This window comes from Flavimaricola marinus, from assembly GCF_900184895.1.
In the GTDB taxonomy this organism is placed as follows: domain Bacteria; phylum Pseudomonadota; class Alphaproteobacteria; order Rhodobacterales; family Rhodobacteraceae; genus Flavimaricola; species Flavimaricola marinus.
On record NZ_FXZK01000004.1, the window covers coordinates 293,676 to 318,285 of the forward strand.

21 protein-coding genes are annotated in these 24,610 nt (G+C 63.7%); 10 read left to right on the forward strand and 11 right to left on the reverse strand.

Translation table 11 applies throughout. The features are described from left to right. Positions 1 to 21: 21 nt before the first annotated feature. Positions 22 to 3,624 carry a hydantoinase B/oxoprolinase family protein gene (locus LOM8899_RS12530; RefSeq protein WP_093992553.1) on the reverse strand — a complete coding sequence of 1,201 codons (3,603 nt, stop codon included), beginning with the start codon at positions 3,622 to 3,624 and terminating at the stop codon, positions 22 to 24. 121 nt (positions 3,625 to 3,745) lie between these two features. Between LOM8899_RS12530 and LOM8899_RS12535 the strand changes: the two genes are divergently transcribed. From LOM8899_RS12535 to LOM8899_RS12545, 3 genes are all read left to right on the forward strand, one after another. Beyond that, positions 3,746 to 4,705, forward strand: coding sequence for a TRAP transporter substrate-binding protein (locus LOM8899_RS12535; protein WP_093992554.1), 960 nt, complete (start codon positions 3,746 to 3,748; stop codon positions 4,703 to 4,705). 68 nt (positions 4,706 to 4,773) lie between these two features. After that, positions 4,774 to 5,298: a TRAP transporter small permease gene (locus LOM8899_RS12540; protein WP_093992555.1), complete on the forward strand. Its 525-nt coding sequence runs from the start codon at positions 4,774 to 4,776 to the stop codon at positions 5,296 to 5,298. A 3-nt stretch (positions 5,299 to 5,301) separates the two neighbouring features. Next, positions 5,302 to 6,603, forward strand: coding sequence for a TRAP transporter large permease (locus LOM8899_RS12545; RefSeq protein WP_093992556.1), 1,302 nt, complete (start codon positions 5,302 to 5,304; stop codon positions 6,601 to 6,603). Here LOM8899_RS12545 and LOM8899_RS12550 read toward each other — a convergent pair. From LOM8899_RS12550 to LOM8899_RS12560, 3 genes are all read right to left on the reverse strand, one after another. Then, positions 6,600 to 7,121: a winged helix DNA-binding protein gene (locus LOM8899_RS12550; protein ID WP_245820520.1), complete on the reverse strand. Its 522-nt coding sequence runs from the start codon at positions 7,119 to 7,121 to the stop codon at positions 6,600 to 6,602. The genes LOM8899_RS12545 and LOM8899_RS12550 overlap by 4 nt on opposite strands. A 247-nt stretch (positions 7,122 to 7,368) precedes the next feature. Then, positions 7,369 to 8,220: a hypothetical protein gene (locus tag LOM8899_RS12555; protein ID WP_093992557.1), complete on the reverse strand. Its 852-nt coding sequence runs from the start codon at positions 8,218 to 8,220 to the stop codon at positions 7,369 to 7,371. A 213-nt stretch (positions 8,221 to 8,433) separates the two neighbouring features. Next, complete coding sequence (locus LOM8899_RS12560; protein ID WP_245820521.1) at positions 8,434 to 10,596, reverse strand: lytic transglycosylase domain-containing protein; 2,163 nt, start codon at positions 10,594 to 10,596, stop codon at positions 8,434 to 8,436. Between the two features lie 153 nt (positions 10,597 to 10,749). Between LOM8899_RS12560 and dapA the strand changes: the two genes are divergently transcribed. Further along, positions 10,750 to 11,622 (forward strand): 4-hydroxy-tetrahydrodipicolinate synthase, encoded by an 873-nt coding sequence (dapA, locus tag LOM8899_RS12565; RefSeq protein ID WP_093992689.1) that lies wholly within the window; start codon positions 10,750 to 10,752, stop codon positions 11,620 to 11,622. 25 nt (positions 11,623 to 11,647) lie between these two features. On the opposite strand, the gene LOM8899_RS12570 is transcribed toward dapA, so the two are convergent. The 4 genes from LOM8899_RS12570 to LOM8899_RS12585 all read right to left on the reverse strand — a co-directional run bounded on the left by LOM8899_RS12570 (position 11,648) and on the right by LOM8899_RS12585 (position 15,577). Then, positions 11,648 to 12,949, reverse strand: coding sequence for a hypothetical protein (locus tag LOM8899_RS12570; RefSeq protein ID WP_093992558.1), 1,302 nt, complete (start codon positions 12,947 to 12,949; stop codon positions 11,648 to 11,650). 208 nt (positions 12,950 to 13,157) lie between these two features. Then, positions 13,158 to 13,727 (reverse strand): hypothetical protein, encoded by a 570-nt coding sequence (locus LOM8899_RS12575; RefSeq protein WP_093992559.1) that lies wholly within the window; start codon positions 13,725 to 13,727, stop codon positions 13,158 to 13,160. Between the two features lie 207 nt (positions 13,728 to 13,934). Then, entirely contained in the window at positions 13,935 to 15,137 is a 1,203-nt protein-coding gene (locus LOM8899_RS12580) for a winged helix-turn-helix domain-containing protein (RefSeq protein WP_093992560.1), read from the reverse strand. Beyond that, positions 15,134 to 15,577 (reverse strand): ion channel, encoded by a 444-nt coding sequence (locus tag LOM8899_RS12585; RefSeq protein ID WP_093992561.1) that lies wholly within the window; start codon positions 15,575 to 15,577, stop codon positions 15,134 to 15,136. The genes LOM8899_RS12580 and LOM8899_RS12585 overlap by 4 nt, the downstream gene beginning before the upstream one ends. A gap of 193 nt (positions 15,578 to 15,770) precedes the next feature. Between LOM8899_RS12585 and smpB the strand changes: the two genes are divergently transcribed. After that, positions 15,771 to 16,247, forward strand: a complete 477-nt coding sequence (smpB, locus tag LOM8899_RS12590) for an SsrA-binding protein SmpB (RefSeq protein ID WP_093992690.1) — start codon at positions 15,771 to 15,773, stop codon at positions 16,245 to 16,247. A gap of 9 nt (positions 16,248 to 16,256) precedes the next feature. Here the strand turns inward: smpB and LOM8899_RS12595 are convergent, their stop codons facing one another. Beyond that, a complete protein-coding gene (locus LOM8899_RS12595) occupies positions 16,257 to 16,463 on the reverse strand; it encodes a hypothetical protein (RefSeq protein WP_093992562.1) in 207 nt (68 codons plus the stop codon). Between the two features lie 91 nt (positions 16,464 to 16,554). Here LOM8899_RS12595 and LOM8899_RS12600 point away from each other — a divergent pair, with 91 nt between their 5' ends. The 4 genes from LOM8899_RS12600 to LOM8899_RS12615 all read left to right on the forward strand — a co-directional run bounded on the left by LOM8899_RS12600 (position 16,555) and on the right by LOM8899_RS12615 (position 20,125). Then, on the forward strand, positions 16,555 to 17,478 hold the full coding sequence (locus LOM8899_RS12600; RefSeq protein ID WP_093992563.1) for a LysR family transcriptional regulator: 924 nt from the start codon (positions 16,555 to 16,557) through the stop codon (positions 17,476 to 17,478). Positions 17,479 to 17,629: 151 nt separating this feature from the next. Continuing rightward, complete coding sequence (locus LOM8899_RS12605) at positions 17,630 to 17,941, forward strand: hypothetical protein (RefSeq protein ID WP_093992564.1); 312 nt, start codon at positions 17,630 to 17,632, stop codon at positions 17,939 to 17,941. Between the two features lie 133 nt (positions 17,942 to 18,074). Next, entirely contained in the window at positions 18,075 to 18,941 is an 867-nt protein-coding gene (gene sseA / locus LOM8899_RS12610) for a 3-mercaptopyruvate sulfurtransferase (RefSeq protein ID WP_093992691.1), read from the forward strand. Next, positions 18,941 to 20,125 (forward strand): amino acid aminotransferase, encoded by a 1,185-nt coding sequence (locus tag LOM8899_RS12615; protein WP_093992565.1) that lies wholly within the window; start codon positions 18,941 to 18,943, stop codon positions 20,123 to 20,125. The genes sseA and LOM8899_RS12615 overlap by 1 nt, the downstream gene beginning before the upstream one ends. A gap of 183 nt (positions 20,126 to 20,308) precedes the next feature. Here the strand turns inward: LOM8899_RS12615 and LOM8899_RS12620 are convergent, their stop codons facing one another. Continuing rightward, positions 20,309 to 21,688 carry an ammonium transporter AmtB gene (locus tag LOM8899_RS12620; RefSeq protein WP_093992566.1) on the reverse strand — a complete coding sequence of 460 codons (1,380 nt, stop codon included), beginning with the start codon at positions 21,686 to 21,688 and terminating at the stop codon, positions 20,309 to 20,311. Between the two features lie 27 nt (positions 21,689 to 21,715). Then, complete coding sequence (locus LOM8899_RS12625; RefSeq protein ID WP_093992692.1) at positions 21,716 to 22,054, reverse strand: P-II family nitrogen regulator; 339 nt, start codon at positions 22,052 to 22,054, stop codon at positions 21,716 to 21,718. Between the two features lie 303 nt (positions 22,055 to 22,357). On the opposite strand from LOM8899_RS12625, the gene LOM8899_RS12630 reads away from it, so the two are divergent. Next, positions 22,358 to 24,598 carry a transglycosylase domain-containing protein gene (locus tag LOM8899_RS12630; RefSeq protein WP_093992567.1) on the forward strand — a complete coding sequence of 747 codons (2,241 nt, stop codon included), beginning with the start codon at positions 22,358 to 22,360 and terminating at the stop codon, positions 24,596 to 24,598. Positions 24,599 to 24,610: the final 12 nt, after the last annotated feature.

A 24,610-nucleotide genomic window follows, 5' to 3' on the forward strand; every position in this document is an offset into this window, starting at 1 on the left:
ACGCCGCAGGCAAGTGTCGCCCTATGGCTCCACCGTTCCGTAGCCTCCACCGCCGGGAGATTTCAGGACGAACACGTCCCCTGCCTCCATCTGCGCGACGTCGTTGCCTTTCAACAGTTCGACGGTGCCGTCAGCACGGATGACCGCGTTCTCACCCACAGCGCCAGCCTGTCCGCCCGATGCGCCGTGGGGCGCCGTTTCACGGTGAGAGGACAGAACGGTCGCCGTCATCGGCTCCAGAAACCGCAGCCTTCGCTCGATCCCGTTGCCGCCGGTATATGCACCCGCCCCGCCGGAGCCGCGCCGGATCGAGAACGCGTCCACACGCACAGGAAACCGTGTCTCCAGCACTTCCGGGTCGGTCATCCGGGTGTTGGTCATGTGGCTGTGGACGGCACTTGCACCGTCGAACCCGTCGCCGGCGCCGGTGCCGCCGCAGATCGTTTCGTAGTTCTGGAAGGTATCGTTGCCGTAGACGAAGTTGTTCATCGTCCCTTGGCTGCCTGCAATCACGCCCAGAGCCCCGTAGAGCGCGTCAGCGATGGCCTGACTGACCTCGGTATTGCCCGAGATCACGGCGGCGGGGGCGTTCGGGTTGATCATCGACCCCTCGGGGATAATGAGCCGAAGCGGCTTCAAGCACCCTTCGTTCATCGGGATGTTCGACCCGACCAGCGTCCGAAACACATACAGCACGACCGCATGGCAAATGGCTTTGGGCGCATTGTAGTTGAACGGGTCCTGAGCAGAGGTGCCGGTGAAATCCACCGTTGCCTCGCGCGCTGCCTTATCCACCGAGATCGCTACCTTGATCTGCGCCCCGCTATCGAGCGGATAGGTAAAGGCGCTGTCGTGCAGCACATCCAGCACCCGGCGCACGCTTTCTTCGGCGTTGTCCTGAACATGGCCCATGTAAGCGTGCACCACGTCGAGGCCGAATTGGCCGGTGATCTTGGTCAGTTCCTGAACGCCCGTGGCATTCGCGGCGATCTGAGCGGCAAGGTCGGCCATGTTCTGCTCTATGTTGCGACACGGATACTTGCCCGATGCCAGCAATTCGCGCGCGGCGGCGTCTTGCAACACGCCTTGTTTGACCAGCAGGAAATTGTCGATCAGAACGCCTTCTTCGTCGATATGACGGCTGTCGGGAGGCGCCGACCCCGGCGTCGTGCCGCCGATATCGGCGTGGTGCCCACGCGAGGCGACGGTGTAGATGATGGTCTGTCCGGCGTCATCGAACACAGGTGTGATGACGGTCACGTCCGGCAGGTGGGTGCCGCCGTTGTAGGGGTTGTTCATCATGTAGACGTCGCCGGGGCTGATGTTTCCCGCATTCTGGCGCAAGACCGTGCGGACGCTGTCCGACATGGAGCCCAGATGCACCGGCACATGGGGCGCATTGGCCACCAGATCACCGTTGGCATCAAAGATCGCGCAGGAAAAATCGTAACGTTCCTTGATGTTTACCGAATAGGCCGTGTTGGCCAAGGTCGCGCCCATCTGTTCTGCGATGGACATGAAGAGGTTGTTGAACACCTCAAGCATGACCGGATCGACGGTCGTTCCGATCGCCTCGGACCGCTCCAGCGGCACGACACGACGCAAGATCAGGTTGCCGCTTTTCGTGCATTCCGCCTGCCAGCCATGTTCCACCACGTTGGTGCCTGTCGGCTCCGTCAGGATCGCCGGCCCGTCGATGGTATCGCCTTCGGCAAGGGTCGTGCGGTCGACCAGCGGTGCGTCGATCCATGATCCTTGGCTGAACATGGTTGCCGTCAGGTCCGACCGGCTCTGATTCTGCGCATTGGGCAAAGTCACGCTCTCTCCGGTGGAGCCGATGGCCTCGGCTGTCAGAAGATCGATGATCAGATGCCCGTATTCAGGCACAAAGCCAAACCGCTGTTGATGGGCCGCCTCAAACGCGCTGCACATCTCCTTGACGGAGCCGAACGGCACCTCAAGCGTCTGATGGGCACCATCGGTCCTGATATGCGCCGTCCTGACGACGCGCACCTGAGCGGTGTCGATGCCTTGCTCTGTCACCTCGTCCTGCGCCAGACGTGTCAGAGCGGACATCTCGCGATCTGCCTCGTCGATATTGTCGATTGGCTGTGCGAACTGATGTTCCTTGATCGCGCGGACATCGGCCAGCCCCATGCCGAACGCGGACAGGACGCCGGCGAACGGGTGGATGAAGATGCTTTCCATCCCTAGCGCATCCGCGACCAGACAGGCATGTTGCCCGCCCGCACCGCCAAAGCAGTTCATGGTATATTTGGTCACATCATACCCGCGCTGCACGCTGATCTTCTTGATGGCATTGGCCATGTTTTCGACGGCGATGCGCAGGAAACCTTCGGCGATCTCTTCGACCGATTTGCCGCCGCCGATCTGTGCCGCCAACGCTTCGAATTTGGCGCGCACGGCGATCGCGTCCAGCGGCTGATCGGCATTGGGGCCGAACACGGACGGGAACTGGCTGGGCTGCAATTTGCCCAACAATACGTTGCAATCGGTCACTGTCAGCGGACCGCCACGGCGATAGGCGGCGGGGCCGGGGTTGGCGCCCGCGCTCTCGGGCCCCACCTGCATCCGTCCGTCTCGATACGACAGGATCGATCCGCCACCCGCAGCAACCGTATGAATCGACATCATCGGCGCGCGCATCCGCACCCCTGCGACTTCGGTCTCGAAGCTGCGTTCAAGCTCGCCGGCGTAGTGGCACACATCCGTCGACGTTCCGCCCATATCGAAGCCGATCAGCCGATCGAACCCTTCCTCGGCCGCCGTGCGCACCATGCCCACGACCCCGCCGGCAGGACCGGACAGGATGGCGTCTTTGCCCTGAAACAGCCGCGCATCCGTCAGCCCGCCGTTGGATTGCATGAACATGAGGCTGTCGCAGCCCCCGGAGGCCGAATTCAGCGCCGTGGCAACCTGATCGACATAGCGCCGCAGGATCGGCGACAGATAGGCATCGACAACGGCCGTATCGCCGCGCGACACCAGTTTGATCAAAGGGCTGACCCGATTGCTGAGCGAGACCTGATCGAACCCGATCTGTTCGGCCATCTCTCCCAGGGCCACCTCGTGATCGGTGAAGCGATATCCGTGCATCAGCGCAATCGCGACGGAGCGATAGCCTTGCCCGTAGGCCCGCGACAGGGTTTCGCGTGTCGTCCGAAGGTCCATCGGTGTAACGATTTCGCCCTGCGCGTCGATGCGTTCGTCGATTTCGATGACGTCTTCATACAGAAGCTCTGGCAGCTTTATGTCCAGTGCGAACAGGTCGGGCCGGTTCTGATAGCCGATCCGCAAGAGATCCCCGAAGCCCTTGGTGATCAGCAGCAATGTCCGTTCCCCCTTGCGCTCCAGCAGCGCATTGGTGGCAACGGTCGTGCCCATCTTTACCGCCGCAATCTGTCCGGCCGGGATTTCGGAATGCCCGTCGAGCCCCAACAGGGACTTGATGCCATAGACCGCAGCGTCAGGGTAAACCTCGGGATTTTCGGACAACAGTTTGAGCGTATTCAGTGTCGCGTCCGGCTTGCGCGCGACGATATCTGTAAAGGTGCCCCCGCGGTCCACCCAGAACTGCCATTTATTTGTGCTTACTGTATCCATGACCTACCCTCGAATCAAATTATTGTTGCTTTATGTGTATAACGCTGACAATTTGTCAATGTAATGAAAGTGAACAGATTCGGGCAAACCGGACAAACGTAACCCAACACTGGAGAAAACTATGAAACACACACTGATCTGCGCAGCCGCCATGGCAATGGCAACGACGGCCACTGCCGAAAGCTGGGACATGCCGACGCCCTATGGCGACTCGACCTTCCACACTCAAAACATCATTCAGTTTGCCGATGACGTTCGTGCGGCGACCGACGGCGGTCTCGACATCACGATCCACTCTGCCGGATCGTTGTTCCCGCACTCCGAGATCAAGAGCGCGGTGCGCAACCGTTCCGTCCCCATTGGCGAGTTCTTTCTATCGACCCTGTCCAACGAGGATCTGGCCTTTGGTATCGACAGCCAGCCCTTCGTTGCCACCAGCTATGAGGACGCCGCAAAGCTTTGGGAGGCGCAGCGCCCTGTTATCACCGAGCTTTTGGCCGAGCAGGGCCTGATGCCGCTGTTCTCGGTGCCGTGGCCTGCGCAGGGTCTCTACACCAATGGCGAGATCGCCACCGTCGAAGACCTCAATGGCCTGCGCTTCCGCGCCTATAACGCCGCCCTTGAAGAGTTTGCGGCGCTCGCCGGCGCGGCCCCTGTCCAGATCGAGGCTTCGGACATTCCGCAGGCCTTCGCCACGGGTCAGGTCGCCGCCATGATCACCTCGCCATCCACTGGCGTGAACTCCACCGCATGGGATTTCGTGACGCATTACACGCCGATCAACGCATGGGTTCCCAAGAACATCGTCGTGGTAAACCAGCGCGTGTTCGACGGGCTGGATGCCGACACCCAGGCCGCCGTTCTGGACGCCGCCATGACGGCTCAGGCGCGCGGATGGGAGATGTCGGCCGCCGAAGCCACGGACATGACCGCAGCGCTGGCCGAAAACGGGATCACCGTCTACGAACCCAGCGAAGAGCTGGTGACAGGCCTGCGAGCGATCGGGGCGACGATGCTGGAAACATGGAATGCCAACGCATCCGACAGCGCCAAGGCGGTTCTTGAAGCCTACGAGAACTGACAAACCTCCCTGACAGACCGACGGCACGCGATGTCGTCGGTCTATTTTCTTGAAAGGGCGAATGTTCGATGAACCGTTTCCTACAAAGACTTTACGACATCTGCGGCGCGCTTGCAGGCGGGTTGATCCTGTGCATCTGCGTGTTGATCAGCGCGCAGATTATCCTCAACGGCTTTGGTCGCATTCTCCCCGGAGCCCTGCCATCGACGATCCCGTCCTATGCCGATTTCTCGGGATATATGCTCGCCGGTGCGACGTTTCTGGCCTTGGCCCACACCCTGCGTTCGGGCGGCCACATCCGCGTCAACCTCGTCATTAGCCGATTTCGACCAGCCGTTCAGGTCTGGTTCGAGGCTTTCGCGCTGCTGATCTCGATTGGCCTCATCGGTTACGCGGCGTGGTTCATGGCGTCTCTCGTGCTGGAGAGCCTGCACTACGGCGACGTCTCGACCGGCATCATTCCAGTCTCTTTGTGGATACCGCAAAGCGTCGCCGCCTTTGGGATTGCGCTGCTCTGGGTGGCAGTCGTTCACACCTTGGCCGATTTGATCCGCACGCGTGCGCCCGTTCTTTCCACACCGGATGAGGTCTGAGCCATGAGTGATCCTCTGATTGGTCTGACCCTTCTTGGCCTGTTGATTGCCCTGCTGGCGTGCGGCGTTTGGGTTGCTGTCTCGCTGTCGCTTGTCGGCCTTGCCGGGCTGGTCTTCTTTTCCAATGCGCCATCGGGTCTGATCATCGCATCCACCTTTTGGGGCCATTCGCACAGTTGGGCGCTGACCGCGCTGCCACTGTTCATCCTCATGGGAGAGATCCTTCTGCGATCCCGCATGAGTGATGACATGTTCACCGGCCTCGTCCCGTGGCTGGCCCGTGCGCCGGGTCGATTGCTGCACGTCAATGTCTTTGGCTGCGCAATCTTTGCCGCTGTCTCTGGCTCATCGGCTGCAACCGCAGCGACCATCGGGCGGATGTCCGTGCCAGAACTGACCAAGCGCGGCTATCCCGAAAGCCTGATTCTTGGCACGCTGGCCGGCTCTGCCACGCTGGGCCTTTTGATACCGCCGTCGATCATCCTCATCGTCTATGGCGTGGCGACCGAGCAATCCATCGCCCGCCTGTTCATCGCGGGCATATTGCCCGGCCTTATGCTGATCTGCCTCTTCGCAGGCTATGTGGCGGTTCGTGCCTGGATGAACCCGACCCTTATCCCGCCCATCGACGAGTCGTTTTCCTTCAAGCAGAAGATCATGGCCTCACGCCGGCTGCTTCCCGTGGCCCTGTTGATCGGGGGTGTCATCGGAGCGATCTATGGCGGGCTCGCCTCGCCCACGGATGCCGCGGCTCTGGGCGTTGTCCTGGCGAGCATCCTTGCGTGGGCGTCCGGGTCTTTCAGCTGGGCGCTGTTCGGAGCAGCGGTCATGTCGGCCACCCGCACGTCCTGCATGATCGCGTTGATCCTGCTTGGTGCTGCGTTCCTGTCGGTGTCGATGGGTTTCACCGGTTTGCCGCGCAATCTGGCCGCGTGGATATCGGATATGGGCCTGTCCGTTACAGCTCTGCTGGTGGTGCTGACGTTGTTCTTTGTCGTGCTGGGCTGTTTCCTCGATGGCATCTCGGTCATTGTGCTGACGACCTCTATCATCATGCCAATGATCACGGCCGTCGGCATCGACCCGCTGTGGTTCGGCATCTATCTGGTGATCGTCGTCGAGATGAGCCAGATCACGCCCCCCGTCGGCTTTAACCTGTTCGTCATTCAGGGCCTCACGGGCATCGACATCCTGCGCATCGCCAAGGCGGCGTTTCCGTTCTTCCTGCTGCTGTTGCTGGGCGTCGTTCTGATCACGATCTTTCCGCAGATCGTGACCGTCCTGCCCAACATGATGAGCAACTAGAGCGAAGCGGCTGCGCGGCTGGCCTGATCGTATTGTCCCGACAATGCCCGCAGGCTGGCCGCCATGGCCCGCATCTGTTCGCCCGTCAGATCGAGGTGAGCCAACCCGTCCAGAAAGCACCGATCACGCACCTGCCGATATGCTTCGCACAGCTCCGCCCCTTTCTTGGAAGTGCGGTAAAACACCTCCTTGCCGCGCTTGTCGGACGAGAGAAGCTCCATCTTCATCAACTTGCGAAGCGCGTAATTGACGGTGTGCGTATCTTCGATGTTCAAAAGAAAACAGATGTCGGACAACCGCTTGTCCCGCCCCCGATGATTGGTGTTGTGCAACACCAGTATCTCCAATGGCGTGAGGTCGGTATTGCCCGCCGCCGACATGCACCGCGTCATCCAGCGCGAGAAGGCGTTGTAGGCGATGATCATCCCATACTCGATTTCTGACGCTTCCCAGCCCTCGCCCTCGGCAAGGTGGCGCGACGAGACGATACGGCGTTTTGGGTCCGGCTTCAGTGTCATTTTGTCATCCATTTGCATGTGTTTTGCCAACATAGAGCAGGCAAAAGCGCTTTGAAAGGGCCGCAGGCAAACTCAATCTTTCTGTCTTGCGGCGAAAGGTTACCAGTCAAGTCCGTTCATTCAGTCAATCACTGCGATGAGGCGACGGCCGCTTCCGGGCCGATGCCCGCTGCCAAAAAGCCGAGGCGATGAATGCGGCTCGTTGTGTTTCCTTGGCCGGCCTGCCGCCGTGCTTGTGGGAACCCGCTCAGGGAAAGAAGACGTGCCGGATCAGGCCGGCATCCTTCTGCGGCAGAAGCATGAAGGCGATCATGTAGGCTTCCCCAAGGTGCCGTGACCGCGAACGCCGAATCTCGCTCAGCGGATTGTTGATCAGCCACAGCGCGTCCGGCTCTTTGGTCTCTTTCAGCGGCGGCCGGTGCCATGCGTAGCCAAATCGAATGAACCGGCGAAGGTATTTCTCATACTCGTCGATCTTGACGTCGCGCACCGGTATCTCGACGGTCTTGGTGCCTATCAGCCCCTTCTTTTCGTAGGAGGACGAGGCAAAGAACGCCCCCTTGTGGATCGGCAGCCGAAACAAGCCGGCCTCGCGGTGCCTGAGCCTGTCTTCCGCCTCGGGTATCAGATCGGCGAGGGCCGGTTCGCGCCGTGCCTGTTCCAGAACATCGGTCCAGAGATTTCCATAGGCTCTGTCGACGCGCTCGTAATGTTCCGCCCGCGCGATCTTTTCGAGTTTCGGGACCTTCCACCCCGGCGTGGTGTTGACGAATTCTCCGTTCGCCAGAAGGTAGCTTCGGACGCTTCCCGACAGCCGCGAGATTACGGAGCCTTCCTGAAGCCGCTTTTGATACCTGACCAGTTCCTTGCCTTCCCGAGGACTGGCGATCGCGGAGACGTCGGTGCTGTCCGCGCGGTTGTGCGCGGCGCTTTTCGTCGGTTTTCCCCACGACCCGCTGGGGCCGGGAGGAATATCGAGGACCATTTCGCTGCGTCGGCCCACCCCGCCGCACAACATGCAATTGCCTCTGCCGGTGACCGGATCGCGCCCCGATCCGTGGCAGGCATTGCAGGTTTTGGTGACCATCTTGGTCGACATGGCTGTTCCTCCCGATACGACAACAGGCGACGGTTCCGGCCGTTTCGGGAAGGGGAGGCCGGGCAACAGTTCGGCGATACTCCGAAATTGGTTTCGAATTGCCGCGGAATCAAACCAAAAATGGCGTCGCACCATCGCAGGTGGGAGCCGCTGCGGCGGGGCAGGCGGATCGAGCCACCCTGACCGTCATCGCCCGCACTTGCCCTTCCGCTCTTAGCCGCCCGGTCGCGCGATGGGCCGGATCGTCGCCGGGCCTTGTGGGGCGGCGGGGGCCGCGGGCGCGGCGATGGATGCGGCAGGCGCGGCATCGGCGGCCGTGGCCGGCGCGGGAGCCGGGGCGGTTTCGCCTGAGCTGGTGTCGCTGTCGCTTTGGCTGTCACTTTGGCTGTCCGTGCCGGTGGGCCGGGCCACGGGCCGGATGAACGGCACAGCGCCGTTCAGCAGTTGCGTGAACAGCAGCGGCCCGGTTTCTCCCGACAGTCGCGCCCGGTAGACCGGGATCGATTCCGTTACCCGCATCACGTAGTTCCGCGTCTCGGTGAAGGGGATGTGCTCGATCCAGTCGATCACGTCGACCTCGCCTTTGCGCGGGTCGCCCCGCTGCGTCATCCATGTGGAGGGCCGTGACGGCCCGGCGTTGTAGCCTGCCGCGATCATCACCGGGCTCTTGCCGAACTGCTCTTCGAGATTGGCCAGATAGCGCGCGCCCAGCGTGGCGTTATAGACCCAATCGGAGGTCAGCCGCGCCCGCGAATAGGGCAGGTCGAGCTCGCCCGCCACCTCTTCTGCGGTGCCCGGCATGAGCTGCATCAGCCCCAGCGCCCCGACCGGGCTGCCGACGACGAAGTTGAATTCGCTCTCCCGCCGCGCGATGGACAGCGCCAAGGCAGGCTCGACCGGCAGGTCCATCTCGGCCAGCGGGTGCACCGGGAAGTAGATTGCAGGCAGCACGATCCCCCGCGCCGCGGCGTTCTTGCCCACGACGAGGGTGAAGAACGGCTCGTCCATCTCTGTCAGCATCGCCCCCAGCTGCGCCAGCCCGACCCTGTCGAAGCTGCGCCCCTGAGCGGTGACGAAGAGGATCGCCTCGCCCCGCCGGTCGGCCTGCATGAGCAGCAGCATCGCCCGCGTCAGATCGCTGGACAGCGCCTCGGCCCCGCGCCAGGTGGGAAACTCTTCCGCTCCGGTCAGAGCCGGATCGAGCGGCCTTCCCAGCCGTTCGGCGGCGAGCAGTCCGTAGAACGAGGTCTGATGTTCGGCCGCCCGCCCGTAGGCCTCGGCCGCGGCGGCGGCATCGCCCAGAGCCACATGCGCCCGCCCCAGCCAGTAGCCCGCCCGTCCGATCGAGATCGGCGTATCGACGACCGCCTCGACGGCCTGAAAATGCCGCAACGCCTGCGCCGGATCGTCCAGATAGGTCAGGCTGATGTAGCCGGCCAGCCATTCCAGATCGGAATAGGTGGCGCTGCGGATGTCGTCGCCTGTCATCCGGTGCTGGCTGGCCATCGCATAGGCCATGTCGGGCCGTCCTTCGCGCATTTGCCACCGGGCCAGCGTGGCCCGCCAACTGGCCCAGCGGAACGGCTGCCCGAGGCTAGCGGCGCTGTCCGACCGCTCCATCAGCAGCGCCGAGGCGTCGGTGTAATCGCCGCTGTCGGCCAGCCGGTTGAACCGGTCGTAAGCCAGCCCCGCCGTGTCGCGCAGCAGTTCCGGCACCGCGCCGACCAGCGCGTTCCGGTTCGCACTGTTGCGGATCAGCGCGATCCGGGCCTCGGCCAGCGCCCGTTGATCATCGCTGATCAGGTCGAGCATTCGTGCCGCGTCGGTGGTCCGCCAGCGCCAGAGCATCGCGTCGGTCCTGTCGGCGTGGTGCGGGGCGAGGAATTCCCGGTGCGCCGAGAGCATCGCCTCTTGTCCGGCATCGGTCAGCCCCTGCGTCAGCCAGGTGTCGATCAGCATGTCGCGCGCCTGATCCGTCAGCCCCAGCGCGTCGAGGGCGGCGGCCATCCGCACCGCCCCTTGCCCGGTCTGCGGAAGTTCCTCGCCAAAGAAGGCCACGACGGACACCGGGTCCGCCCCGTCGGGAATGGCCAGCTCGGCCCGGCTGCGCAGCGTGTCCAGCCCCGGCCAGTCCGGCCGCGCCCCGAGAAACCGCAGATAGTCGTCGAAGGTGCCCGCCCCGGCCCGGAGCCGCGCCCAAGTGACCAGATCCCGGGCGACGACCCCGTCGCTTTCGGCCAGAAGATAGGCCAGGTCCCAATCCTCGGCCTCGATCGCCTCGGCGGCCGCGACGAAGCCGCTGACAGGGGCGGTCTGCCCGGTGGCGGGCTGCCCCAGCGGCATGGCGAGGGCAAGGCAAAGGAGTAGCGTGCGCATTGGCGGGCCTTCTGGCGGGATGCTCGAACCAAGAGGGTAGCGTGTGCGTTGCAGGGCGCAACTCACAAACTTGGCAATCCCGGAAAACCGGTCTAGTGTCCGCGCGATTTCATTCGGGCGCAGGGTGCGCCCAACTATCAAAGGAAGCGCGTCATGTTCAAAGGGTCTTTCCCTGCACTTGTCACGCCGTTTGCGGACGGCAAAGTGGACGTTGATTCCCTGAAAAAGCTGGTCGAATGGCATATCGAGCAGGGCAGCCACGGGCTTGTCCCTGTCGGCACCACCGGCGAGAGCCCGACCCTGACCCACGAAGAGCACGACATGGTCGTCGAAGTGGTCGTCACCGCCGCCGCGGGCCGAATCCCGGTGATCGCGGGCGCGGGCTCGAACAGCACCGCCGAGACGGTCCGTCTGGTCAAGGCCGCTAAGTCTGCCGGGGCCGATGCCGCTCTGGTCGTGACCCCGTATTACAACAAGCCGACCCAGGCCGGTATGATCGCCCATTTCACCGCCGCAGCCGATTGCGGCCTGCCGATCATCATTTACAACATCCCGCCCCGCTCCGTCGTCGACATGAGCCCGGCGACGATGGGCGAACTGGCCAAGCATCCGATGATCGTCGGCGTCAAGGATGCCACTGCTGATCTGTCCCGCGTGCCCCGCCAGCGTATCACCTGCGGCACCGATTTCGTGCAGATGTCGGGCGAAGATCCGACCGCCATCGGGTTCAACGCGCAGGGCGGTGTCGGCTGCATCAGCGTGACCGCCAACGTCGCCCCCAAGGCGCTGTCCGAATTGCAGGAGGCCACTCTGGCGGGCAATTATGCCGAGGCGCTGGCCATTCAGGACCGTTTGCAGCCGCTCCACGAGGCGATCTTTGCCGAGCCGGGGCTGGTGGGTGCGAAATACGGGATGTCGCTGCTGGGCCTGTGCTCGGACGAGGTCCGTCTGCCCCATGCCCCCCTGACCGACGGCGCCAAGGAAGGCGTCCGGGCGGCGATGGTGCACGCCGGACTGCTCAACTGAGCACTTGAGCGGACGGCGCCGGGCGTCAGCCGATCAGGATCGTGTCGAAGTCTGTTGCGAAGCCATCGCTTTGCAGCAGTTCCCGCGCGGTCAGATCGTTATCGTCGCAGAAGTAGCATCCGAATGTTGCGCCCGTTGACTGATCGACAAAGACCACGGCCCCGTCGGCGTCCGTATAGACCTCGACCGTGTCTCCGAAATCGGGCAGCACGAGGGTGAGCAGCGCCCCGTCGGTGCCGTCGGCGTCCAAATAGCACTTCTCCCGGCCACCTGCGGATTGCGTCGTTGTGCCGGTGTAGACGATCAGCGTGTCCTGTCCCTCGTCTGCGACGGTCGTCATATCGAGCTGATCGCTGGTCGGGCCTCCGGGTTCGGCCGCGCTGTAGAATATGAAGGTGTCGTCACCTTGCCCGCCCGTGACGGTGATCGAGGCGTTGGTGCTTCCCCGCAGATCGACGGTGATTGCGTCGTTGCCTGCACCGCCATCAACCGCCATTTCTCCGAGGTTGTCGACATCGAGGTCTATCGACAGAGTGTCGTTGCCCGCGCCACCATCAATGACGAAGTTTTCGTCGCCGGTAAGGGCGAAATCGAGAATTGGCTCTTCTTGCAGCTCGACCACGTCGTCGCCGTCTCCGGCAGAGAAGACGAAGGGCGTGCCGGTGTCGGGTGCTGCGCCGAGGCGGATCAGGATCACGTCGTTGCCGCCGCCCGCGTCGACGCCTTGCACCGTCTCGTCGACGACAAAGGTGCTTGCGCCGTCGCCGTCCGTGAGCCGGATTCCTCCGACGTCATCGGCAATGACGATCCGGGGCAGATCGCCGGTTCCGTCCAGATCGGTCAGGCTGCCTTGGGCAAACACGAGACTGTCGGCGAAGGCATCTGCATCGACCTGCGATCGTCCGGGGGTGATCGTATTGACGATCAGGGTGTCTCCGTCGGTGTCGCTGATCTGAAAGCTGCCGCCGCCGAGATCGGTGACCGTGCTGTCGGCGCTGAAGTCCGTCAGGATGATCTGATCGCCGCCGCCGTTGGCCAAGGTCATGGGATCAAAGCCGATAAAGACTTCGCCCGGCGTCCCGTCTCCGCCGATCACATAGCTGTCGCGCCCTTGGCCGCCCAGAAAGAAAGAGCGGTCGTCCGGCGTATTGGCGATCACGACGTCGTTGCCGCGCCCGGCAAGCACCGCCTTGACCGATGGTCCGGCGATGATCTGATCGGCGTCGGCAGTGCCGAAGAGCACGTTCCAATCTGCCAATGTGCGTGAACTGTTCATCGCCGCTGAACTGTCGGCGTTTGCGGCGAAATTGAAGGCGGTCTGTCGCATGGTGAAACGATCCTAACTACAAAAGCGAGCAGCAAAATTCTCGCGATCCAATATATGAGACAAGCCGCCGGGGATGAATTGCGGAGGCTTTGACGCTCGATCCCGGCTCAATATCGTGCCGAACCTATGGGCGCCCTTATATCCGAAATCAGACGAATCATGAATGGAAATTGGGAGGGGGCCGTCTTGGCGCGTGCCCTTGTCTCGTCTAGCCGGCGCAGTCGGGGGCGGGCAGGGGGAGGTCACGCGTCGCGTCGATCCTTGCCAGCGTGGCGTCGGCAAGGCTCGCCCGGCCGGAGGTAAAGCCGTTGGGCGGGTCGGGATTGACCGTGCCGCAGACCCGCCGCAGGACGCTGTAGTCGGCCCTGCGATGCGCCCGCTCCAGACCGGGCGACAGCAGAAACGCCCGCATGTCATCGCCGTCGCGCAGGTCGACGTCCTTGCCCGGTCGCGTCGCGGCCAGTTCCGGCCCGTCGCCATAGAGGATCACCGAGCCACCGGGTCGGAACGACAGGGTCACGAAGATCGTGCCGCCGGTCCAGCCCGCGATGTCATTGGCCGAAAAGCCAAGCCGTGCCTCGTAGGTGATGTCGGAGTGCACCTCGATCCAGATCACGTCCAGCACCACCTCCGGCACGTCGCCCGTCTGCACCACCGTGGTGATCGTGCCGCTGCCTCCGCCCATCACGTCGCCTATTCCGGCGCCCTCTCCGATGCAGCAGAGGGCGGTCGCGGGCACCGGATCGGCGGCGCCGTTGATCCGCAAGCCATAGACCACGGGCCAGGCCGGGTAGGCCTCGGCGTCGTAACCGAGAGCGAAGGTTTCGGACGGGCCGTCCCGGAGGGCGAAGAGCAGCGCCGCAGCCGTCGCGAGGAGGGCGCAGGTCAGGATCAGGATCTTGCCGATGGGACCGGTCCTTTGCCCGTGAAGGTGCCTATGCCGCCCGGTGCGGTTGGCGGGTGTGCCGCGCCGCCCATGCCCGGATTACTGCCGCAGCCAGCCATCGGTCATCTCCACCCGGTCGCAGCCGCCAAGCCGCTTGGCCCGGTCAAGTTCGGCCTCAAGCCGGGATTGCCGCCCCTTGCCCCATTTGACGCCCGGTTCGGGCCAGAAGCCGGTGACGTTTAGCGCCCCTGTGCTTCGGTCGGCCTTCATGTCGATCCGGCCGATCATCTGCGTCCCTTCCATCACCGGAAACACGTAGTAGCCGTATTTCCGCTGCGCTTCGGGGACGAAAATCTCGATTCGGTAGTGGAAGCCGAAGAGCCGCTCGGCCCGCTTCCGATCCCGCAGCGCGGGGTCGAAGGGCGACAGGATGCGCACCCGGCTGGAGGCGTCGGGCAGGGCGCGTGCCTGTTCAAGCACGCCCGGTCGGGTAAAGCTGCGCCGGGGCGCGCCGTCGTGGCCCAGCACCTCGATCTCGATGATCTCGCCCCGCGCGAGGGCGGCGGCGCACCATGATTTCGCCTCGGCCGGGGTGGCGAGCGCCCAGAAGGCCGCAAGCTCGCCCGAGGTGCCGAAGCCCAGCTTGTCGAGGGCGCTGTTGCAGGCCCAGTCGATCGTCTCTTGTTCGTCGGTCCGCGCCTTGAGCACATCCGGCGGGATCACCCGTTCGGTGAGGTCGTAGACTTTGCGAAACCCGTCCCGCCGCACGACGCTGCATTCGCCGGTGCGCCAGAGGTATTCCAGCGCGGTTTTCGACGGGTGCCAGTCCCACCAGCCGCCCGATCCCTTGGCCTCGTCCTTGCCGACATCGCGGCTGGTGCAATGCCCGTGGTCTTGGACGTGCCGTCGCACCTCGTCGATCTGCTGGAGGAAACCTTCGCGCCGCCATTCGCTCCACCGGCTGTGCAGCCACGCGGCGTCGCGGTCGAACCGGTGCCGCCAGTGCGGGAACTGATCCATCGGGATGACGGCGGCGTCGTGCGTCCAGTGTTCGAATACGGCGCGGTCCTTGGCCAAGAGGCTGTCCAGTGCCGGCGACCGGTATTGCCCGCGCCGCGCCCAGAGGATCAGATCGTGCGCCCGGGCAAAGGTGTTGACGCTGTCGACCTGCACGAAGCCCAGATCGCCGATCACCCCGGCCAGATCCGCCCCTTTGCCCGGCCCGCCGCCGGTTTGCAGCAGCCCGTGCCTGTCGAGGAACAGCCGCCGGGCGGCGTCGTTGCCGAGCTGTGGCAGGGTCATGACTGTTCTCGCAAGGCTTCGAGCTGGATCGTGCGCACATAGCGCCCGGCCTCGAGCATCAGCGCGGTCAGCAGCCCGATGTTCATCAGCCCGTTGACCGCCGCCATGCCGCCCAGAAGCTGCCATTGCTGAGGCAGCAGCAGATCGCCGTAACCAAGCGTGGTGAAGACGACGAGCGCGAAGTAGACGCAGGTTTCCAGCGTGTCGAAGACCCCGAGGCTCCAGAAGGTGAGCGCCCAGATCCAGACCGCGATGGTGACGATCCCGAGCGCGCCGAGCGCGGCCATGCAGATCAGCCCGATCAGCTTGGGCCGATGCGGTTTACGGATCAGCCAGGGCCGGACCCGCAGGAGCGACGATTCCATCAGCCAGAACACCGTTCCGGCGATCACGATCGAGGCGATGAGGATCAGGGAGCCGAGGGCGATTTGCAGAACCATGCCCGGAGGTTAGAACGCGCCGCGCGGTTTGCCCAGAGCCTGTCGCATTGCGCCCTGCCGTGACGCTCGCTCTGGCCTGATCCGCCGTGCCCCCGAAGCCCCCGCGCCCGCCCGGACCGTGCTCTGCCGCCCGGCATTCGATTGCGCTGCGGGGATGGACAGCGCGCCTGTCAGCCCCTATCTGACCTCTATCATGGCCAAGAAAGACGAAAACAAGAACTACAAGGTGATCGCCGAGAACCGGCGTGCGCGGTATGATTATGCCATCGAGGACGATATCGAATGCGGCATCATCCTGACGGGCAGCGAGGTCAAATCCCTGCGCACCGGCCAATCCAACATCGCAGAAAGCTATGCGAGCGTGGAGGATGGCGAGCTGTGGCTGACCAATGCCTATATCGCCCGCTATGACCCCGCAAAGACTTGGGGCCACGAGGAGCGCCGTCGCCGCAAGCTCTTGGTTCGGAAGAAAGAGCTGTCGCGCCTATGGAACGCCACCAAGCGCGAGGGCATGACCATCGTTCCGCTGGTCATGTATTTCAACGACCGTGGCTTGGTGAAGCTCAAGATCGCCACCGCCAAGGGCAAGAAGAACCACGACAAGCGCGCCACCGAGGCCAAGCGCGACTGGGATCGCCAGAAGGGCCGATTGCTGCGCGAGAACAGCTAGCCTGCCCCGTCAGCGCCCGCCGCAAAACGGGTCTGAGACCATCGTGATATCAAGATCGCTGTGAAATGCCTCTGGCGACCGGCTCATCATTTCCGCCAGCAGGGCGCGTTGTGCCATCGCGGCTTCATGCTCGGGCGGTTCGTCGGGGGCCTGCCGTTCGACGCGGCGGCTGAAGAACTGGCCAAAGAGCGGGGTGTTCAGGTTGAGGGGCATCATGGGCTCGGCTCCGGTGTTTGCTGTCTGATGTCAGACTACGTCCCGTCGAAACACGCTGGTATTGGCGCTGTCGTTGTGCTGCTCTACAAAAATGAAGAGCGACTTTCACGAGTGGTCGGATGTGCGCGTGTTCCTTGCGGTGATGCGCGAGGGATCGACATTGGCGGCGTCGAAGGTTCTGGGCATGGCGCAACCGACCGTTGCGCGCCGCATCGACGTGCTGGAGCATGTGACTGGCCTTGTGCTCTTTGACCGGTCGACCAAGGGTTTTCGCCCGACGGTTGCCGCCCATGCCCTGCTGCCGCTGGCTGAGGCGATCGAGGCGGCGGCGGCTGATTTCGGCGAGGTGGCCGCCCGCCAGCGCACCGCCCCGCTTCGCCCGATCCGCCTGAGCATGACGCCGAATTCGCTGACCACGAACCTGACCTCGATCCTTGCCCGGTTTCGCGACGCCTATCCGGGCACGACATTTGAGTTTGTCGCGACGCTGGATGCCGTGGATCTGATAAAGGGCGATGCCGATGTGGCGTTGCGCTATGCCCGGTCCATTGCTGACGAGCGCCTGTTTCGCACCAAGATGGGCGACGTCTATTGCAGCTATTTCGCCTCGCCGGCCTATATCGACCGCCACGGCCTCCCCCGCAGCGTCGACGAGGCCGCTGGCCATAAGTTTATCATCAACGAGCGGCTTCAGGGCTCGAGCGAGCCTGACCAATGGCTGCTTTCTCATATTTCGCCTGACCAGATCGTTGCCCGCTGTCAGGATTTCGAATCCGTGACGGCGGCGGTTCAAACCGGCATGGGGATCGGCGTTCTGGGTCGTATCGGCGCTACGAGGTCTGGCCTCGTCCGCTGCTTTGATCCGCCCGACCCGGTCTTTGCTTCGGTCTGGCTTGTAACCGGCCCGGACGCCCATCGCAGGCCGGAAGTTCGCGCCTTTGTCGCCGATTTCGCCCCGCGCTATGCCGCCTTTTTGAAGGCCGAGCGTGAGGAGGTGCTTGGCACCGATCCCTGAGCGCCGCTTGATGGGGCAACAATTGGGGGTCATCCCAATCCGCCTATCTATATATTGCGTTTTCTGCTAGGGTTCGCCCCGCATGGGTTGGGGCTGCTCGTGCCGTCGTTCGGTTCATGTTTAATAATCAGCCCCGCTGGAAGGAAGAAAGATGGAACTACTCCCTCTGATCATTCAATTGGTTTCGGGCGCTGTTGGTGGCACCGCGGCGGGCGGCGTGGCCAAGAACCTGTCACTGGGGCCGGCGGTGAACGCCATCGTCGGTGCGATCGGCGGTCTTGGCGGTGGCGCTTTGCTGGGCGGCATGATGTCGGGCGGCGGTGATATGGTGGCGGCTGCCGGCGAAGCTGCGGGTGGTGCCGATATCGGTGCCTTGGTCGCGCAGATCGGCTCGGGGGCCGTGGGCGGCGGCGTGTTGATGGCGGTCGTCGGCGTCGTCAAGAACATGATTTCCAAATCCTGAGCCCTGCTCGACCGCGATACGACCTTCCAAAGGGCGGCCCGAGTGGTCGCCCTTTGCGCAAAGCCGCCTTGCCTCTGCGCCCCACTGGCGTTACGTCACCCGCGTGACGCCAGCGCCAGAGCAGGATCCGCCGATGACACTCCACGATCAGGACGACCCCAAGACCTTGGTTTCGACCGAATGGTTGGCCGAGCATCTGAAATCCCCCGACTTGCGCCTTTTGGACGCCTCCTTCTACCTGCCCGACATGGGCCGCGACGCGAAGGCCGAGTATGCCGAGGCCCATATCCCCGGCGCCAGGTTCTTTGACATCGACGAGATCTCGGATCAGCGGTCGGAGTTGCCCCATATGGTGCCCCCGGTCGAGAAGTTCATGTCCCGGATGCGGGCGATGGGCATTGGCGACGGCCATCAGGTGGTGGTCTACGACGGCATGGGCCTGTTCTCCGCCGCCCGCGTCTGGTGGCTGTTTCGCCTGATGGGCAAGACCGATGTCGCCGTTCTCGACGGCGGTCTGCCCAAGTGGCAGGCCGAGGGCCATCCGGTGACCGATGCCGACCCTGTCATCCGTGATCGCCACATGACCGTGACCCGCCAGAACCAGATGGTGCGCGATGTGACCGAAGTGGCCCGCGCCGCCAAGCTGGGTGATCACGTCATTATCGACGCCCGCGCCCCCGAACGCTTTCGCGGCGAGGCCCCCGAGCCCCGCCCCGGCCTGCGCGCCGGTCACATCCCCGGCGCCCGCAACGTGTTCTACCGCGATCTGCTGCAGGCCGACGGCACGATGAAGCCGGTGGCCGAGTTGCGCCCGATCTTCGAGGCCGCCGGCGTCGACCTGACAAAGCCCGCCATCACCTCGTGCGGCTCTGGCGTGACGGCGGCCGTGCTGTCGCTCGCCCTCGAGCGCCTCGGCGTGGCGGAGCATTCGCTATACGATGGATCGTGGTCCGAATGGGGCATGTATCCCGACCTTCCCATTGCCACCGGAGACGCCTGATGTTCGACAGCCTCAAACCGCAGCCTGCTGACAAGATCCTCGCCCTGATGTCGGCCTACAAGGCCGATCCCCGCACCGACAAGATCGATCTGGGTGTTGGAGTCTACAAGGACGCGTCGGGCAACACCCCCGTCATGCGTGCCGTCAAGGAGGCCGAGCGCCGGATTTTGGCCGATCAGACGACCAAGGCCTATACCGGTCTGGCCGGTGATCCCGCCTATGCCGATGCGATGATCGATCTGATCCTTGCCGGGTCTGTCCCGCGTGCCCGCGTTGCGGCCGTGGCCACCCCTGGCGGCACAGGCGCGATCCGTCAGGCCCTCGAACTGATCAAGCTCGCCTCGCCGGACGCTACCGCCTGGCTGTCGAACCCGACATGGCCGAACCATCCGTCGATCATCAACTATCTGGGCATGAAGTCCGCCACCTACCGCTATTTCGACGAGGCCACGCGTGGTGTCGATTTCGCGGGGCTGATGGAGGATCTGGCCGAAGTGGCCGAGGGCGACGTGGTGTTGCTTCACGGGTGCTGTCACAACCCGACCGGCGCCAACCCGACCCCGGAGCAGTGGGACGACATCGTTGAACTGCTCAAGGCCAAGGGCGCGATGCCTTTCGTCGACATCGCCTATCAGGGCTTTGGCGACGGTCTGGCCGCGGATGCCGCCGCCACCCGTCTGATCGCCGGTGCCTTTGACGAGGTGCTGATTGCCGCCTCCTGCTCCAAGAACTTCGGCATCTACCGCGAGCGGACCGGATTGCTCATGGCCATCGGCCGCGACGACGAGCAGGTGGCTCAGGCGCAGGCGACCCTCGCCTTCCTGAACCGCCAGAACTATTCCTTTCCGCCCGACCACGGTGCCCGCATCGTCACCACGATCCTGACCGACCCGGCCCTGCGTGCCGATTGGGAGGCCGAGTTGGAGGAGACCCGTCTGGGGATGCTGTCCCTGCGTCAGCAACTGGCCGACGAGTTGCGCCAGCAGAGCAACTCCGACCGGTTCGATTTCCTGGCCAACCATCGCGGCATGTTTTCCCGCCTCGGCACCAGCCCCGAGAAGGTCGAGGTGCTCCGCTCCGAGCACGGCATCTATATGGTCGGTGACAGCCGGATGAACATTGCCGGGCTGAATGCCCAGACCGTTCCGCTGCTGGCCAAGGCCATCATCGCGGCGGGTATCTAGACCCCGCCGACCTCTACAATCGCGTCACGTCAGAAGGCTCCGAAGCAACCGCTTCGGAGCCTTTTTTCCATGCGCCCCATGCCTGCCATCCCGGCGGACCGGCAGACACAAAAAAACCCGGGCGCGAACGCCCGGGCGAGGTTGCGATCCGCTGGCAGGAAGGAGGTGCCAGCGGGTCGTAAATCAGCGATTGGTAAATTCGGGGTAGGCTTCCATGCCCATCTCGGCGGTGTCGAGACCGGCGATTTCGGCTTCTTCGGAGACCCGGATACCCATGACCCCTTTGAGGATCAGCCAGACGATGGCCGAGGTCACCACAACGAACAGACCCACGATCACGATCGAGATCACCTGACCGCCGATGGTCGCATCGGAGTTGGTCAGAACGACGGCCAGCGTGCCCCAGATACCTGCGAAGAGGTGGACCGGGATCGCACCGACGACGTCGTCGATCTTGAGCTTGTCGAGGAACGGCACGGCGAAGACCACGATCACACCACCGACAGCACCGATCAGCGTGGCTGCACCGAGGCTTGGTGTCAGCGGCTCTGCGGTGATCGACACGAGGCCGGCGAGGGCACCGTTGAGGACCATCGTCAGGTCGGGCTTCTTGTAGAGGAGCTGCGTCAGGATCAGTGCGGTGATCGCACCACCGGCTGCGGCTGCGTTGGTGTTGGAGAAGATCCGGCTGACGTCAGCCACATCGCCCACGGTGCCCATGGCCAGCTGCGAGCCGCCATTGAAACCGAACCAGCCGAGCCACAGGATGAACGTCCCCAAGGTCGCCATCTGCAGGTTGGAACCCATGATCGGGTTGACCTTGCCGTCCTTGCCATACTTGCCGATACGCGGTCCGAGGATGATCGCGCCGACCAGAGCAGCCCAGCCACCGACGGAGTGCACGACGGTCGAACCGGCGAAGTCGAGGAAGCCATACTGGCTGTCGAGGAAGCCGCCGCCCCATTTCCAGGAGGCCTGGATCGGGTAGATGATCGACGTCAGGATGATCGTGAAGATCAGGAACGGCCAGAGCTTGATCCGCTCTGCCAGTGCACCGGACACGATGGACGCGGTTGCCGCACAGAACATCAGTTGGAAGAAGAAGTCCGAACCGGTGGCTGCGTAGCCATAGTCGTCTGCTTCTGCGGCGGTGATGCCGACGGCTTCGAGAACGCCGGGGGCGAACAGGATGCCGAGGTAGCCGCCGGTTTCATCCGACCCGATCGACCAGCTTCCCAGCGGATACATCAGGTTGTAGCCGATCAGGTAGTAGAAGATCGACGCCAGCGAGAACAGTGCGACGTTCTTGGTCATCTGCATGGTCACGTTCTTGGACCGCACCAGACCACCTTCGAGCATGGCAAAGCCGGCTGCCATGAAGAACACGAGGAAACCGCCCATCAGGAACAGCAGCGAGTTCATGATGAAGACCATGTCGGTCTGCGTCGAGCTCACCGCCGCTTCTTCGGCGGCCTCTTGGGCGTAGGCTTCCGTTCCCGGAAGGATAATGCTCGCTGCGAGAGCCAGCGTCAGCCCTCCGAGCAGGTATTTCTGTTTTGTCATTCGTTCCACTCCTACTGTCTTGCCCGCTCAGAGCGCGTCGTCGTTGATTTCGCCGGTCCGCACGCGCAGCGCACTTTCGACATCGAGCACGAAGATCTTGCCGTCGCCGATCTTGTCGGTCTTGGCCGTGGTCGCGATTGTCGAGACGACCTGATCTGCCATGCTTTCCGGCACGACGATCTCGAGTTTGACCTTTGGCACGAAGTTCACGGCGTATTCTGCACCGCGGTAGATTTCGGTGTGCCCGGACTGCGAGCCGAAGCCCTTGATCTCGGTCACCATCATCCCCCGTACGCCCACCGAGGTGAGCGCTTCGCGCACCTCTTCAAGCTTGAACGGCTTGATAGTTGCGATGATGAGTTTCACGTTGTTCCCCTTACTTGTGTTCACTTGCGCCCCGCGGGGCGGGAAGCCTGAAGGCACAAAGAGCCAATCCCCCGGTCGCCTCAAGCGATGGCGCCGCCGTTCCAAGGGTCAAAACCGGCGTAGTTGCACAATTTTTGCACAAATTGGTCGCGCTGCCTAAAAATTGAGCGCGTTTAGAAGTCATTCATGTTTCAACGCTTTCGCTGCAACTGCAAAATCGTCGCGTCACCGACTCATCTCGCTTCGACATTTGCCCGCTTTGCCTGTAGGACAGGGACAAACACATAACCGGCAGAGCAGATCATGAGCGGGAATGGACGAAAGCAGCCCCCTTTGGTGGCGGAGCGGCGCTATCGCGCCAAGGCGCAGCCTGCGACTCAGGCCGACCAGAAAAAGGCAGGTGCCCGCAAGGCCCCGGCCAGGAAGCCGCGCCGCAGCGCCAAGAAACAGGGCATCTTTGCCCGCATTCTCGGTTTCTTTGCCGGTATCCTGCGCTGGATCCTGCGCATCGTCTGGGGCATCGGCTGGCGCATCGGCCTTGTGACGTCGATCATCATCGGCCTTGGCGTGACCTACTACGCCATGCAGCTTCCCGCGGTGACCGATCTGGTCGACGGTCGCGCCCGCGGTTCTGTCACCCTGCTCGACCGCGAGGGCCGTCCGTTTGCGTGGCGTGGCGACCAGTTTGGCGGCATGATCACCGCCGACACGGTGTCGGTGCATCTGCGCAATGCGGTGGTGGCCACCGAGGACCGCCGCTTTTACTGGCATCCCGGCGTCGACCCCAAGGGCATCGCCAGCGCCGTCCGCATCAACCTGCGCGAAGGCCGGGGCCCCTTGTCCGGCAACGGCGGCTCAACCATCACCCAGCAGACCGCCAAGCTGCTCTGCCTCGGCCGCCCCTACGACCAGTCCGTCTGGCCGACCGAGCGCGACTATGAGGCCGATTGCCGCCGCACCACCCTGTGGCGCAAGGTGCAGGAGGCCGTCTTCGCGATGGCGATGGAGGTCGCCTATACCAAGGACGAGATCCTCACCATCTATCTCAACCGCGCCTATCTGGGCGCCGGGTCCCGAGGCTTCGAGGCTGCGGCGCAACGCTACTTCTCGCATTCCGCCGCAGAAGTGACCCCCGCCGAGGCCGCCATGCTGGCCGGACTGCTGAAGGCTCCGTCCTCGCTGGCCCCGACCAACAACCTTCAGCGCTCGCAGGATCGCGCCACTCTCGTCGTCGGCCTGATGGAAGAGCAGGGCTATCTCAGCGCCTCTGCCGCCGAGGAGGCCCGCACCAACCCCGCCGAACTGTCGAGCGAGGCGCGCGAGCAGGCGGGCGGCTATTTCGCCGACTACGTGATGGACACCGGCCCGTCGTATTTCACCCAGAACACCACCGAGGACGTGATCATCCGCACCACCCTCGACCGGCGCATTCAGGCCGCCGCCGAGGAGGCGTTGCTCTATGTCTTTGCCAACGAGGTTCGCGAAGGCTCGGAAGCGCAGGCCGCCATCGTGGTGATGAGCGCCGATGGCGCGGTTCGTGCGATGGTCGGCGGCCGCGACACCCGCGCCTCGGGCGCCTTCAACCGTGCCACGCAGGCGTTGCGCCAGACCGGATCGGCCTTCAAGCCGTTCGTCTTTGCCGCGGGCCTCGATCTGGGCATGAGCCCGAACGATCTGGTCGATGACAGCCCGTTGACCATCGACGTTCCCGGATCCGGCCCGTGGTCACCGCAGAATTACGACCGGCAGTTCAAGGGCCAAGTGACCTTGACCCAAGCGCTGGCCGAAAGCCGCAACATCCCGGCGGTGCTGATTTCCGAGCAGGTCGGTCGCGAGAACGTCCGCACGGTGGCCTCGATGTTCGGCATCGAGAGCGATCTGGCCGCCGGGCCGGCGCTGGCTCTTGGCGCGTCGGAGAGCACCCTGATCGAGATGACCGGCGCCTATGCCGGTATCCTCAACGGTGGCTCGTCGGTCACCCCTTACGGTCTTGTCGAGCTGCGTTTGCAGGGCGACAGCGAGCCGATGATGGGGTCCGGCGGCGGCATCGGCGAGCGCGTCATCCGTGAGGAGGCCGCCCGATCGCTGACATGGATGATGTACAACGTCGTCGAGCAAGGCACCGGCAACCGCGCGGCGATTGACGGCTGGGAGCTGGCCGGCAAGACCGGCACCACGAGTGCGGCCCGCGATGCGTGGTTCGTGGGCTTTTCCGCCGACTACGTGATCGGCGTCTGGATGGGATATGACGACAACACCCCGTTGACCGGTGTGACCGGTGGCGGTCTGCCCGCCGACATCTGGCGCGAAACGATGCTGCGTGTGGTGCAGGGCCGGACGCCGATGCCGTTGCCGATGACCGCACCGGCGGGCGGTGCGGGTCAGTCGATCGACCCGTCGGCGTCTGAGCGACCGCTGACCGACGAGGCGCTCGACCGCGCGCTGGAGAGCGCCTTTGGCCCGGCGCAGACCCCGCAGACCGACCAATCCAGCACCGAAGATGCCGTAATGAACGTTCTGAACAATATCCTGAACGGGAACTAGGTACCCGTAGGG